The following is a 13424-nucleotide window of genomic DNA, read 5'->3' on the forward strand; positions in this document are numbered from 1 at the left end:
CGCCAACCCACAGGTCCGCCATGAACTACGAACAAGCCCGTTTCAACATGATTGAGCAGCAAATCCGCCCCTGGGAAGTGCTGGACAACCAGGTCCTTTCCCTGCTCGCCGTGGTCAAGCGCGAAGATTTCGTCCCCGCCGCCCACAAGGCGCTGGCCTTTGTGGACATGGAAATCCCGCTGCCGCCCCAGGCCAACCCCAGCCAGTGCATGCTGGCGCCCAAGGTCGAAGCCCGCATCCTGCAGGAGCTGGCCGTGCAAAAGCACGAAAAAGTCCTCGAAATCGGCGCCGGCTCCGGCTACATGGCCGCCCTGCTGGCGCACCGCGGGCAACAGGTGATCTCGCTCGAGATCGATCCCACGCTGGCGCAGACCGCGCGCGACAACCTGCAGCGCGCCGGCGTCTACAACGCCGAAGTGCGCACCGGCGACGGCGCGGCCAAGCTGGCGCAAGCGGTCTCCAGCAACGACCCGCTGCGCGGCCCTTTCGACGTGATCGTGCTTAGCGGCTCGGTCGCCGAGGTGCCGGCTTCGCTGCTGTCCCTGCTCAAGGTGGGCGGCCGCCTGAGCGCCATCGTGGGCTTTGAACCCATGATGCGCGCCACCCTGGTCACGCGCGTGGGCGAAGACGCCTGGCGCACCACCCAGGCCTGGGACACCGTGGCCCCGCGCCTGTTGAACTTCCCTGAACCCTCGGCTTTCAGCTTCTAAACCGCAAGCCTGCGACAAATCCCGAAAGTGCCGCCCATGATTCCCCAGCTCAACCCCGCCGATTTCGCCGCCTGGCGCGACAACGCCGGTGAGGGCGCGCCCGCCCTGCCCGTGGTGCTCGACGTGCGCGAACCCTGGGAACTGCAGACGGCATCGGTCAAGGAAGACGGTTTCAGGCTGGTCCATATCCCGATGCGTGAAATCCCGGCGCGCCTGGCCGAGTTGCAGGAAGCCGGCGCCGGCCAGCCGATTGCCTGCCTGTGCCACCACGGCATGCGCAGCCTGCAGGTGGCCAACTATTTGACGCAAAGCGGCTTCACCGAAGTCGTCAACCTGCAGGGCGGCATAGATGCCTGGTCGCAGCAGGTGGACCGCTCCGTGCCGCTTTACTGACTTCCTGTTTTTTTATTCGCCGATTCATTCGATTCATTCATTTCTTCAGGACCCTTTATGACAACGCCCAAGAAACCGCCGGCCCGCCCGGTGATGTTGCCCTTGTCGATTGCGGCCGCCGTGGCACTGCTGGCCATGGCGCCCCTGGCCCGGGCCCAGAGTCTCGTTGAGCTGTATGAATCGGCGCGCGCCTTCGACGCCGCCTACCAGTCGGCCAAGCTGCAATACGACGCCAACCTCGCCAGGGCCGACCAGGCCAAGGCCGGCATCCTGCCGACGGCAGGCATCTCGGCCGGCGTGACGCGCACCGGGTTTGAAAACACGGCGCCCGTCATAGACCGCAGCTTCAACACCCAAAACGCCGCGCTGAACCTTTCGCAGCCCCTGTACCGCCCCGCCAACTGGGCCACCTACCAGCAGGCCTCCCGGCAGGTGGAACTGGCCCAGGCGCAGCTGCAAGCCGCCGACCAGGACCTGGTCGTGCGCACCAGCCAGGCTTACTTCGACGTGCTGGCCGCGCAGGACACGCTGACCTTTGTGCGCGCCCAGAAAGCCGCGGTCGCCGAGCAGCTCGCCTCGGCCAAGCGCAACTTCGAAGTCGGCACCTCCACCATCACCGACACGCGTGAAGCGCAGGCGCGCTACGACCTGGTGATCGCCCAGGAGCTCGCCGCCGAGAACGACCTGCGCGTCAAAAAAATCGCACTGGACACCCTGGTCGGCAAAACCGAAACCCAGCCCAAGCCCCTGGCCACGCCCGTCGGCCTGCCGGTCATCACACCCGCCGACGTCAACACCTGGGTCGAGCAATCCGAACTGGTGCACCCCAATATCCGCCAGGCGCAGAGCAACGTGGAGATCGCGGAGCTTGAAGTGAACAAGGCCGAAGCCGGCCACAAGCCCACGGTGGACCTGCAGGCCAGCTACAACGTCTCGCGCAATCCCTCGGGCACGGCTACCACCATCCCGCCGTTTGCCTTCCGCACCAACACCACCAACGTCGGCGTGCTGCTCAACGTGCCGCTGTTCGCCGGCTTCGCCACGCAAAACCGCGTGCGCGAAACCCTGTGGCTGCGCGACAAGGCCAAAAGCGACCTGGAAGGCGCGCGGCGCACCGTGGCCCAGGCCACGCGTACCGCCTACTTCGGCGTGCAGTCCGGCCAGGGCCAGGTCAAGGCGCTGGAAGCGGCCGAGCTGTCCAGCCAGAGCGCGCTGGACGCCAACAAGCTGGGCTACCAGGTCGGCGTGCGCATCAACATCGACGTGCTCAACTCGCAAAGCCAGCTGTTCCAGACCAAGCGCGACCTGGCCAAGGCGCGCTACGACGTGCTGCTGGGCGACCTGAAGCTGCGCCAGGCCAACGGCACGCTGACGCCCGAGGATTTGCAGAAAATCAACGCGCTGCTGGCCCCCTGAACCTCTCCGTTTCCGCCACGGCTCACACCCCTAACAAAGGCCCACCCGGGCCAGAATCGCCATGTTGATGCCCGCAAACAATCCCCTGCCCTTGCCGATTGAAGCCGAACGCGTGACCGGCGCGCCGCTACACGCGCCCAAAGGCCCCAGCTTCGAGCTGATCGAGGAAACCACCTGGGAAGAACTCAAGCGCGCGGGCCGCCGGCCGCCGTTTGACAAACCCGTGCTGGTCAAGGGCGGCATCCACCACTGGCCGGCATGGAAAAAATGGTCGTTTGAATTCCTCGCCGACGTCTGTGCCGGCAAGGGCGCCGAAGTACCGGTCAAGTTCACCGACGGCCTGGTCGAACAGGGCGTGACCAAGGGCCGCCCTTTCCTTCCGGTCGCGCCCTACCTGCGGGAACTCGGCAAGGCGGCGCAGCGCGCGCCGGACCCCATGGCCGGCCTGCTGCCCAAGCCGGTGCGGGACGGCTACAAACCCGGCGAGCGCTTTCACCTGAACTGGGCCCACATGCAGTCGTTCAAGCCGACCACCTTGTACCTGGCGCAGTGGGACATCCTGGAAAAATACCCCGAGTTGCGCCGCGACCTGCTCATCAAGAGCCTGTGGCCCGGCCGCATGACCTGGGAATACGTCTTCATGGGCCCGGCCAACACCGTGACCGGCCTGCACAACGATTTCCCGCACAACTGGTTTGTGCAGCTGCAGGGCGTCAAGGAATTCATCCTTTTTTCACCCGACCAGCGCCAGCACATGTGCCCGGCCGCCAAGTACGACTGGGGCGCCACGCTCAGCGACATCAACGTCTCGCGCCTGCCCGAACAGGCCCGTGAGCTTGCGTCCTTCGAAAAAGCCCACGGCTACCACGCCCGCGTTGAAGCCGGCGACGCCCTGTTCATTCCAAAGCGCACCTGGCATTCGGTGGTCTCGGCGGAGCCCTCCATCAGCCTGGGCATGTTCGGCCTCACGCCCTGGGAAGTTGCCACCGGCGGCGCCTGGGCTACGCTGCGCGATTGGGCGCATCACCTGCATCTCTACGCCTGGGGTAACTGCACCTGCCATCAGGTGCTTCCCAAGCGCAGCTAACGCAGCCGCCTCCCCGCTCAGGGCAGCGTCGCGATGACGTAGGCGCCGAAGCCGGCCAGACAGGCCGCCATAAAAAGCAGCATCCAGAACCAGACTGGAACACGGCGTTTCTTCGGGCCACCTTCGGGTGAGTTTTCAGAGTTCTGGAAGTTTTTGGGCATGGCCTAGGCTGCTTTGTCCGGCGCCAGAAAAGTTTGCAAGGCATTGACCGTGCGCTCCGTGGCGCCACGGTTGCGGTCGGCAAAGGCCAGCCCCGCCGCCACCGCCGCGGCATGGGCGTCGGGCCTGTCCATCCACTTTCGCGCGACGCGCACGCCCTGCTCCATGTCGACCACGCGCCGGGCGGCGCCGGCTTCCACCGCCAGCTCGGCGGCTTCGGTGAAATTGAAAGTGTGGGGGCCCATCACCACCGGGCAGCCGCAGGCGGCCGCCTCGATCAGGTTCTGCCCGCCCAGGGGTGCAAAGCTGCCGCCCAGCAGCGCGACGTCGCTCATCGCGAAATACAGCGCCATTTCGCCCAGCGAGTCCCCGAGCCACACGTCGGCAAGCTGCGCCTCGTCGCCGGCCGGGCCGCCTGCGGCATCGTCCCAGCCTGAGCGCCGTGAAACGCGCAGGCCATGCCGCACCACCAGCGCCTCGACCTCATTGACACGCTGCGGATGGCGCGGCACCAGCAGTACCTTGAAGCGGCTTCCCATGCCTTCAGCCTGCGCTTGCGGCTCAGGTTCGGGCCGGACGTCGATCGCTGCATTTTTGCCGGCGCCTTGCTGGTTTTCCGATTGGGCTACGGCACTGATCTGCTTCAGGAACATTTCTTCCTCGCCCTCACGCGAGCTGGCGAACATCAGCACCGGTTGCGCCAGCGTGCGGCGCCAGGACTTGCCTTTTTCCTGCTGGGCATCGTCGGGCGAGGCATCGAATTTGAGGGTGCCAAATACACCGCTCACCACGGCGCCCGCCTGGCGAAAGCGCCGCGCGTCGTCGTCGGTCTGCGCGTACACCGCCGACAGCGCGGCATAAGCCGGGAAGGACAGCGGCGACATCTTGAGCGCCTGCTGCAGGGATTTTTCGGACAGCCTGCCGTTGACCAGCACCAGTGGCATGGCGCGCGCCTGCGCGCCGGCCACCAGGTTGGGCCAGATCTCGGTTTCCATCAACAACCCCAGCCGCGGCTTGAAGTGATGGAAAAACCGGGCGACCGCGCCCGGGCTGTCCCACGGCTGCCACACCTGCACATCGCCGGGTTGCAGCAGCGCCACGCCCTCGGCGCGCCCGGTGGCGGTGCCGTGCGTCAGCAAGATGCGCAGGCCCGGATTGCGCGCGCGCAGGGCCTTGAGCAGCAGCGCCGCCGTGCGGGTTTCGCCGAGCGAGACGGCATGCACCCAGACCAGCTCGGACACCGCCTCGGCCGGCTGCGTGTAGCGTCCGAAACGCTCCTCGACCGCCTCCAGGTAGCCGGGCTCCTGCTGTGCGCGGCGCGCCAGCTTGCGGCGCAGCAAGGGTTGGCCCAGCCACATCAGCAGCGAATAGAGTTTCAGGACCAGGGCGCTCATGCGTTCACCTCCGCGCCGCACGCCAGCCAGGCCTGCCAGACGGCATCGACACCCGGCGCGGGCTGCGCAAACACGCTGGTTTGCCGGCCGCCAAGGCCCAGCGCATCAGGCCCGGTGCGCCAGGCGGTGTCGAAGTTGTAGATCTGCACATGCGGCAGGTCCAGCGCCACGGCGATGTGGCTCACACCGCTGTCGACACCGATCACCCCGGCGCATTGCGCGATTTCCTCGGCCATCGCATCCAGCGGCAGCAAGGGCAGCAGCATCGCGGAATCCGGCGCCGTGCCGTTGAGTGCTTCGGCAATCGTCTGGCTGGTGCGCAGCTCGGCGGCATTGCCGTGCGGCAGCAGCACCTGGTAGCCGGCCGTGTTCAGGCGTTGCCCCAACGCGACCCAGTGGCTCAGCGGCCATTCCTTGTCGACGCGCGAGGTGCCATGCACAAACGCGATATAGCCCTTGGGGAAGTGTTCATGGGTCTTCGCGGGCCTGGCGGGCACTTTCAGTCCAAAGTGCGTTGCGGCCGCAGGGGTGTAGCCCAGCGCACGCGCCGCCAGTTCACGCGAGCGGCGCACCGCGTGGATGTGCGGCTCAACCGCAATCGCCACGTCGGCCACCCAGCGTGTGGGCGCCTCGTAGCCCGAGCCATCGGTCTGGTTGGCCAGGGCATAACGCTTTCCGCCAGGCGCCAGCCTGGCCAGTCGCGCCACCAGCGCGGACTTGGTCAGGCCCTGCAGGTCGATGACGGCGTCATAAGCGTCCTGCTGCAATTGCGCCCTGAAAGCGCCCCATTCCTGCCGCGTCGCGCCTGTCCAGAAGGATTTGCGCCAGCGCCGGATCTCACAGGGAACGACGCGGTGCAAGCCTTCGCTGCGCGCCAGCAGGGGCGCAAAAGCCTTTTCCACCACCCAGTCGATTAGCGCCCCAGGGAACGCGGCGCGTATGTCCTGCACCACGGGCAGGGTATGCACCACGTCGCCCAGGGACGACAGCTTGACCAGGAGAATTTTCATGAACGGCCATTCTATGGCCCCCACGGTCGCTCACTTCGTGTAGCTCCCTGCCCCCCGAGGGGGCCGCCCGCCTGTGGCCCGGCAAAGCCGGTTCCACGGCTCATGCTGGGTTTAAGAGTTCGAGGAGAAAAACCAGTAGGGGCCGCGGGACTGGCTTTGCCAGACCGCAGGCGCCGCCCCCTTGAGGGGGGAACGGCTACACGAAGTGAGCCCGGACGGGGGTGGGCCTAATGCGCCGCAGCCGCGAAGCTCGCGTCGGGCTTGACGCTACGCAGCAGGGCCAGCATGTCAGCCTCGATGCGTTCCATCGCCTGCTGGGTATGGCCTTCAAAGCGCAGCACCAGCACCGGCGTGGTGTTGGACGCGCGTATCAGGCCAAAGCCGTCGGGCCAGTCCACACGCACGCCGTCAATCGTGGAGATTTTCGCGGGCGCCGCGAATTTCGCCGATTTGATCAAGGCCTCCACCACGGTATGCGGCTCGCCTTCCTTGCAGGCCACATTGAGTTCGGGCGTGCTGAAACTGGTCGGCAAGGCGTTGAGCACGATGCCTGCGTCGGGCGCGCGGCTCAGGATTTCCAGCAGGCGGGCGCCGGCATAAGTGCCGTCGTCAAAACCGTACCAGCGTTCCTTGAAGAAGATATGGCCGCTCATCTCACCGCCCAGCGGCGAATCGACTTCCTTCATCTTCGCCTTGATCAGCGAATGCCCGGTCTTGTACATCATGGGCACGCCGCCGGCGGCTTCGATCTCGGGCGCCAGGCGCTGCGAGCATTTCACGTCGAACAGGATCGTTCCGCCCGGCACGCGCGACAGCACGTCGCGGGCAAACAGCATCATCTGCCGGTCGGGGTAGATGTTCTGGCCGTCCTTGGTGACGATGCCCAGGCGGTCGCCGTCGCCGTCAAAGGCCAGGCCCAGTTCCGCGTCGCCGCTTTGCAGGGCCTTGATCAGGTCCTGCAGGTTCTCGGGCTTGCTGGGGTCGGGATGGTGGTTGGGAAAGTTGCCGTCCACTTCGCTGAAGAGTTCTGTCACTTCGCAGCCCAGCGCGCGAAAGATGGCGGGCGCCGAAGCGCCGGCAATGCCGTTGCCGGAATCAATCACAATTTTCAGCGGGCGTTCAAGCTTGATCCCGGACACGATGCGGTCGCGGTAGGCCGTGCCCACATCGACCTGGCGGATGGTCCCGCCTTGCGATGGCAACGCCCATTTGTCGCCCTCGATGACGCGGCGCAGGCCCTGGATTTCCTCGCCGTAGATCGCGCGGCCGGCCAGCACCATCTTGAAGCCGTTGTAGTCCTTGGGGTTGTGGCTGCCCGTGACCTGAATGCCCGAACCGGCCAGCGTGCTGGCGGCGAAGTAGAGCATGGGGGTGGTCACCATGCCTACATCGATCACGTCTATGCCGGTGGCGGCCAGGCCGCGCATCAGCGCCGCGCTCAGCGAAGGCCCGCTGAGCCGGCCGTCGCGGCCTACGGCCACGGCTTTTTCACCTTCCGCCAGCGCTGCCATGCCAAAGGCTTTGCCCAGGGCCTCGGCCATCTCTTCATGGATGGTGGACGGCACAACGCCGCGTATGTCATAGGCCTTGAAGATGGACGGGTTGATTTGCATCGGGTGAGGTTCCTGGGGAGTACGGAGGACTGCTGGAAGTGAGTGAATTTGATTGTAGGTGGCGCCCCGGCCATCCCCTGTAGGCGGCAACCGTTTCCGGGCAGTCCGTTCAGACTATTGCGCCACCCGGAATTCGCCGAAATGGCCGCCTCCCAGGGGCTCAGGGACATGTCCGAAAACGGCTAGTCTTGAACGGCCCGCGGCGTATCATTTCCCCCATGGACCGCGAAAACACCCCTCTTGCCGACAACGACTGCTACCTCGCCCTGAAGGCGCGGGACGCGCGTTTCGACGGCAGCTTTTTCACCGGCGTGACCTCCACCGGCATTTATTGCCGGCCGGTCTGCAGCGTGAAAACCCCGAAGCGCGAAAACTGCCGCTTCTTCCACCATGCGGCGCAGGCCGAAAACGCCGGCTTTCGCCCCTGCCTGCGCTGCCGGCCCGAACTGGCGCCGCATTCGGTGGTGTGGTCCATCCAGGATGCTTCCTACATCCTGGCCCACCAGGCGGCGCGCCTGCTGGATGAGCCCGAGGTGTGGGCAGAAGAAGGCCCCTCGGTCGAAAAACTCGCCGCGCGGCTGGGCGTGAGCGACCGCCACGTGCGGCGCATCTTCGAGGCGCAGTTCGGCGTCTCGCCCATGCAGTACTTGCAGACGCACAGGCTGCACACCGCCAAGCAGCTGCTGGCCGACACCAACCTGCCCATCACACAGATTGCGCTGATCAGCGGTTTTGCCAGCGTGCGCCGCTTCAATGCCGCCTTCGTCGAGCACTACAAGCTCAACCCCACGCAGCTGCGGCGCCAGGGCCCCGAGCGCACCGGCAAGGTCGGCGAAGGCGCGACCATACGGCTGGGCTACCGACCTCCCTATGACGTTCAGGCCATGCTGGCGTTCTTCAGCAAGCGCTGCATCAGCGCCATCGAGTTCATTGACGCCGACGCCGCGCAGCCCTGCCTGGGCCGGACCTTCAGCATCGAATCGGGCGGCAAGCTGCACACAGGCTGGCTGCTGGCGAGTTTTGAAGAAGAGCGGTCGCGCCTGGTGCTGCGCGTGAGCGATTCGCTGCGCGAAGTGCTGCCGCTGGTGATACGCCGCGTGCGCACCACCTTCGACCTGGACGCCGACCCGGCCGCCATCAACGGCGTGCTGCACGACGCTTTTCCCGAAGGCGACGGCCTGCGCGTGCCGGGCGCGCTGGACGGTTATGAGCTCGCGGTGCGCGCCGTGCTGGGCCAGCAGATCACCGTGGCCGCCGCACGCACGCTGGCGCAGCGCATGGTGGACCGTTTCGGCGAGTCCGTGGAAACACCCTGGCCCCAGCTGACACGCCTCTTTCCCGCGCCCGCCGTGCTGGCAGCCGCCAGCGGCGACGCGCTGGGGCAGTTGGGCATCGTCAAGCAGCGGCAGGCCGCGATCGTCGGCATCGCGCAGGCCGTGGCCGACAAGCGCCTGCAGCTGCACAGCGGCGCCGACGTCAATGCCACGCGGGCCGCGCTGAAGGCTCTGCCCGGCATAGGCGACTGGACCGCGCAGTACATCGCGATGCGCGCGCTGCGCTGGCCCGACGCATTTCCGGCGGGCGACGTGGCGCTGCACAAGGCCCTGGGCGTGCAGGGCACGAAGAACCCGGCGCGCGAGGCCGAAGCGGCATCGCACGCCTGGAAACCCTGGCGCAGCTACGCGGTGATACGCGCCTGGAGCGGCACGCTGGAGCGCCCCGGCTGACGGCGATTCATGCGTGGGCGGAATGAATGCCTCGCCTCGATTTCATTGGACGGTTCAGCGCCCAGGCGCGAACATGGCCGGTGAATGATCGAGCCAGCTTTTGCCCGCCACAAGAGACAAGCGACAAGCAGCCTGGACAGGACTGAAAAAGACCTGGTACGGCAGAAACTCGAAACCATTCAAGAGGTGAACAAGATGAAATACGACAACTCCATCGTCCAGACAACCTTCCACAGCCCCCTGGGCGAAATGATCATTGCCGCGACCGACAAAGGCCTGGCCGGCACCTGGTTCGCGGGCCAGCGCCACCTGCCGCCGCAGCTCGTGAAGCCTTACGTGTGGCGGGAAGACCCGGAGCATCCGGTGCTGAAACAAACCATCGCGCAACTGGCCGAATACTATGCCGGCACGCGCACGACTTTCGACCTGCCGCTGGACCTGGGCCACGGAACGGCCTTCCAGCAATCGGTGTGGCAGGCGCTGCTGGCCATTCCGCAAGGCGGCACCCTGAGCTACGGCCAGATCAGCCAGAACATCGGCAAACCCGCGGCCGTGCGCGCCGTGGGCGCGGCGATCGGGCGCAACCCGGTCAGCGTGATCGTGCCCTGCCACCGGGTGCTGGGCTCCGACGGCTCGCTCACGGGCTACGCCGGCGGCCTGCACCGCAAAACCGCCTTGCTGAAACTCGAAGGCGCACTTCAGGAGACCATGCTGTGAGTTCCAGTCCTTCAGGCATCGCCGCGCCACTGGGCGCGGCCCTCGCCAAGCCCAAAAGCTGGGTCGCCGATTTTGTGATGCTGGCCGCGATCTGGGGTTCTTCATTCCTGTTCATGCGCATCAGCACGGTGGAGTTCGGCCCGCTGCCGACGGCCGCCGTGCGCGTGGGCATCGCCGCGCTGTTTTTGCTGCCCATCGTGTGGCTACGCGGGCTGTTGCCCGAGCTGAAGAAACACTGGAAAAAGATTTTCTTCATCGGCGTGCTGAACTCGGGCATCCCGTTCGCCTGCTTTTCATTCGCGCTGCTGTCCATCACCACAGGCCTCTCGGCCATCCTCAACGCCACGGTGCCCATGTTCGGCGCGCTGATCGCCTGGCTGTGGCTCAAGGACAAACCCAATGCCTCGCGCATCCTGGGCCTCATCGTCGGTTTTGCCGGCGTCGCCATGCTGGCCTGGGACAAGGCCACCTTCAAGCCCGACGCCTCGGGCGTGGCGCCCGGTTGGGCCGTACTGGCCTGCCTGCTGGCCTGCGTCTGCTACGGCATCTCGGCCAGCTACACCAAACGCTACCTCTCAGGCATGCCGCCGCTGGTGACCGCGGCCGGCAGCCAGATTGGCGCGACGCTGGGCCTGGCCCTGCCGGCCGCCTGGCTGTGGCCCGCGCAAATGCCGGGCGCGCATGCGTGGCTGGCGCTGCTGGCGGTGGGCGTGGTCTGCACCGGCGTGGCTTACATCCTGTTTTTCCGCCTGATTGAAAACGCCGGCCCGCCGCGCGCGCTGTCGGTCACCTTCCTGGTGCCGGTGTTCGCGGTGCTCTATGGCGTGCTCTTCCTCGGCGAACACGTGACGGCCTGGATGGTGATCTGCGCCGTGGTAATTGTGATTGGCACGGCGCTGTCGACGGGGCTGCTCAAGCTGGGCCGCAAGAGCTGAAGCAACGCTGACTTCCGCCCGCAAGACCAAACTCAAGCTGACCGCGCCCAAGCCGCGCAACCCGATGGTGGCGCCGGCGGCGCAGCGCAAGGCCGGCTCGCACCGCAAGTCCGAAGCCAGCCAGCGCAAGAAAGAAAAGATGGCGCTGAAGAAACAGCTGTTTCAGCTGTAATACGCCGTCATACGAACATCGCCCACACTGGGTGAGAATCACGGTTCTCGTTCATCTGACTCACACAAGGGCGATTCACATGTTGCAGCTTCACGCCTTCGGTCAAACGACCGGGCGCCGTACCACACCACTCACTTCAACAGCGGCCTTGCGCACCCTGCTCCCGGGCATCTGCCTGCTGGCCTGCCTGGGCAGCGCACGGGCTCAAGCCTCGCTGGACGCGATGGTGACGCAAGAAGCACGGCAGGCCGGCTTCCCCGCGCTGGCCGCCGCGGTGGTGAGCAAGGGCAAGCTGATGGCCGCGGGTACGGGCGGCACACGCCGCATCGGCACCACCATCCCCGTCACGCACCAGGACCGCTTTCACATCGGTTCCGACACCAAGGCCATGACGGCGCTGCTGGCCGCCATGATGGTCGAGAGCGGCAAGCTTCAGTGGGACAGCACGCTGGCCCAGGTCTTTCCCGAACTGGCCGCCGGCATGGATGCCGGCGTGAGCCGCGTCACCCTGACCCAGCTGCTGTCGCACACCAGCGGCTTTCCTTCCGACAACGAAGACTTCGACGTGCTGCTGGCCAATACCATGCGGCAACCGGGAAACCTCAACGAACAGCGCTACTGGATGCTGCAACAGGTGGCCACCAAACCCTTGGCGCGCGAACCCGGCACAGGCTTTGCCTACTCCAACCTGGGCTACACCCTGGTGGGCGCCATGATCGAGCGCGTCGGCGAAAAATCCTGGGAAGAGCTGATCACGGAGCGCGTGTTCACGCCCCTCAAGCTGACCAGCGCCGGTATAGGCCCGCAGGCCACGCTGGGCCGCATGGACGCGCCACTGGGCCACGCCCTGGTCGACGGCAAACTCAAGCCCATGCTGGGCGGCCCCGAGGCCGACAACCCGCTCGTCATCAGCCCGGCCGGCACCGCCCACATGTCGGTGCTCGACTTCGCGCGCTGGGGCAGCTGGATGGCGGGCCAAGGCAAACGCGCACCCTTCCTGGTCAAGCCCGAGACCCTGAAAAAACTCGTGACACCGGTAGTCTCCATGTCGACGGCCTCGACCGCATCCACCACGGTAGCGGGCGCCGCGCAATACGCCCTGGGCTGGGCCTCCACCAAGATGGACTGGACAGCCTACCCCGTGGCCTTCCACGGCGGCTCCAACAACATGAACAAGGCTTATATCTGGGTCGACACCGAGCGCGACGCGGCCATCGTCGTCATGACCAATGTGGCGACGCCGAATACCGACGATGTGATGCAGAAGCTGGCCGGGAAGCTCTACGCCCGTTACGTGGTCACCGCGAAATAACAGGACCGGCGGGCGCCTACTGCAACGCTCCAGCCACCACATTGATGCTGAGCGCCAGCACCAGCATGTTGAAGCCGAAGGACAGCACGCTGTGCACCAATGTGAGCCGGCGCATCTCGCGCGAGGTGACCTGCACGTCGGAGACCTGCGAGGTCATGCCCACCACGTGGGAGTAATACAGAAAGTCGAAATAGTCCGGGTCCAGCCCGCCGGGGAAACACAGGCCGGGCCCGTCCGGCTCGTTGAGTTTTTCTTCCTGGTAGTAGCGGTGGGCATAACGGAAGGCGTAAATCGTCTGGATGAACAGCCATGAAGCGGCCAGCGCCGCGACGGACAGCAGGATGTGCAGCGTGCGCTCCATGCCCGACAGGTCCTTGGCCTCCTGCATCACGACCGTGATGGCCGCGACGCAGGCCATGGTGGCCAGCAACATCAGCAAGAACAGCACGACACTGGGTTCATCCTGGGCCTGCGCGCGTTCGCGTGTGCGTTTGGCGTCAAAGCGCACGCACAGCCACCAGGCCAGCCCCAGGTAAACGGCTATGCCGGCGCACCAGCCCAGCAGGCCGCAGAACTGCCAGCCCAGGGGCAGCGGCAAGGCCGCCACGACCAGCCCGGAAGCGAGGCCCAGGGTAAGCCGCTGAAGGCCCGTGGTTTCGGAAAGATGTTTGACCATGGTTGCGATTGTGCCGCCTGGACTGACTCCATGGGGCCGGATTTGTAAGGCTTGAGTCATGCGTTATCACACTGTCGAAAACCGCCTACAAACACGGCGGCGG

At 65.9% G+C, this 13424-nt stretch carries 13 protein-coding genes; 8 read left to right on the forward strand and 5 right to left on the reverse strand.

Annotated features, from left to right (window positions below):
• Positions 1-20: 20 nt before the first annotated feature.
• The 4 genes from ACLV74_RS04330 (at position 21) to ACLV74_RS04345 (ending at position 3606) form a co-directional block, all read left to right on the forward strand.
• On the forward strand, positions 21-710 hold the full coding sequence (locus tag ACLV74_RS04330; protein ID WP_411878149.1) for a protein-L-isoaspartate O-methyltransferase family protein: 690 nt from the start codon (positions 21-23) through the stop codon (positions 708-710).
• A gap of 36 nt (positions 711-746) precedes the next feature.
• Positions 747-1103 (forward strand): rhodanese-like domain-containing protein, encoded by a 357-nt coding sequence (locus ACLV74_RS04335; protein ID WP_411878150.1) that lies wholly within the window; start codon positions 747-749, stop codon positions 1101-1103.
• A gap of 57 nt (positions 1104-1160) precedes the next feature.
• Positions 1161-2519 (forward strand): TolC family outer membrane protein, encoded by a 1359-nt coding sequence (locus ACLV74_RS04340; RefSeq protein WP_411878151.1) that lies wholly within the window; start codon positions 1161-1163, stop codon positions 2517-2519.
• A 61-nt stretch (positions 2520-2580) separates the two neighbouring features.
• Positions 2581-3606 carry a cupin-like domain-containing protein gene (locus ACLV74_RS04345; protein WP_411878152.1) on the forward strand — a complete coding sequence of 342 codons (1026 nt, stop codon included), beginning with the start codon at positions 2581-2583 and terminating at the stop codon, positions 3604-3606.
• A gap of 17 nt (positions 3607-3623) precedes the next feature.
• On the opposite strand, the gene ACLV74_RS04350 is transcribed toward ACLV74_RS04345, so the two are convergent.
• The 4 genes from ACLV74_RS04350 to ACLV74_RS04365 all read right to left on the reverse strand — a co-directional run bounded on the left by ACLV74_RS04350 (position 3624) and on the right by ACLV74_RS04365 (position 7782).
• A complete protein-coding gene (locus ACLV74_RS04350; protein ID WP_411878153.1) occupies positions 3624-3767 on the reverse strand; it encodes a hypothetical protein in 144 nt (47 codons plus the stop codon).
• A 3-nt stretch (positions 3768-3770) separates the two neighbouring features.
• Entirely contained in the window at positions 3771-5159 is a 1389-nt protein-coding gene (locus tag ACLV74_RS04355; RefSeq protein WP_411878154.1) for a 3-deoxy-D-manno-octulosonic acid transferase, read from the reverse strand.
• On the reverse strand, positions 5156-6169 hold the full coding sequence (gene waaC, locus ACLV74_RS04360) for a lipopolysaccharide heptosyltransferase I (protein WP_411878155.1): 1014 nt from the start codon (positions 6167-6169) through the stop codon (positions 5156-5158). The genes ACLV74_RS04355 and waaC overlap by 4 nt, the downstream gene beginning before the upstream one ends.
• Positions 6170-6396: 227 nt before the next feature.
• Positions 6397-7782, reverse strand: a complete 1386-nt coding sequence (locus ACLV74_RS04365; protein ID WP_411878156.1) for a phosphomannomutase/phosphoglucomutase — start codon at positions 7780-7782, stop codon at positions 6397-6399.
• Between the two features lie 218 nt (positions 7783-8000).
• Between ACLV74_RS04365 and ACLV74_RS04370 the strand changes: the two genes are divergently transcribed.
• The 4 genes from ACLV74_RS04370 to ACLV74_RS04385 all read left to right on the forward strand — a co-directional run bounded on the left by ACLV74_RS04370 (position 8001) and on the right by ACLV74_RS04385 (position 12645).
• Entirely contained in the window at positions 8001-9509 is a 1509-nt protein-coding gene (locus tag ACLV74_RS04370; RefSeq protein WP_411878157.1) for a DNA-3-methyladenine glycosylase 2 family protein, read from the forward strand.
• 195 nt (positions 9510-9704) lie between these two features.
• Entirely contained in the window at positions 9705-10226 is a 522-nt protein-coding gene (locus ACLV74_RS04375; RefSeq protein WP_411878158.1) for a methylated-DNA--[protein]-cysteine S-methyltransferase, read from the forward strand.
• Positions 10223-11161, forward strand: a complete 939-nt coding sequence (locus ACLV74_RS04380; RefSeq protein WP_411878159.1) for a DMT family transporter — start codon at positions 10223-10225, stop codon at positions 11159-11161. Before ACLV74_RS04375 ends, ACLV74_RS04380 begins: the two co-directional genes overlap by 4 nt.
• A 320-nt stretch (positions 11162-11481) precedes the next feature.
• Complete coding sequence (locus tag ACLV74_RS04385; protein ID WP_411878160.1) at positions 11482-12645, forward strand: serine hydrolase domain-containing protein; 1164 nt, start codon at positions 11482-11484, stop codon at positions 12643-12645.
• 16 nt (positions 12646-12661) lie between these two features.
• Here the strand turns inward: ACLV74_RS04385 and ACLV74_RS04390 are convergent, their stop codons facing one another.
• Entirely contained in the window at positions 12662-13321 is a 660-nt protein-coding gene (locus ACLV74_RS04390; protein WP_411878161.1) for a DUF1345 domain-containing protein, read from the reverse strand.
• Positions 13322-13424 lie beyond the last annotated feature (103 nt).

It is taken from the genome of Polaromonas sp. YR568, assembly GCF_943369415.1.
Taxonomy (GTDB): domain Bacteria; phylum Pseudomonadota; class Gammaproteobacteria; order Burkholderiales; family Burkholderiaceae_C; genus Polaromonas.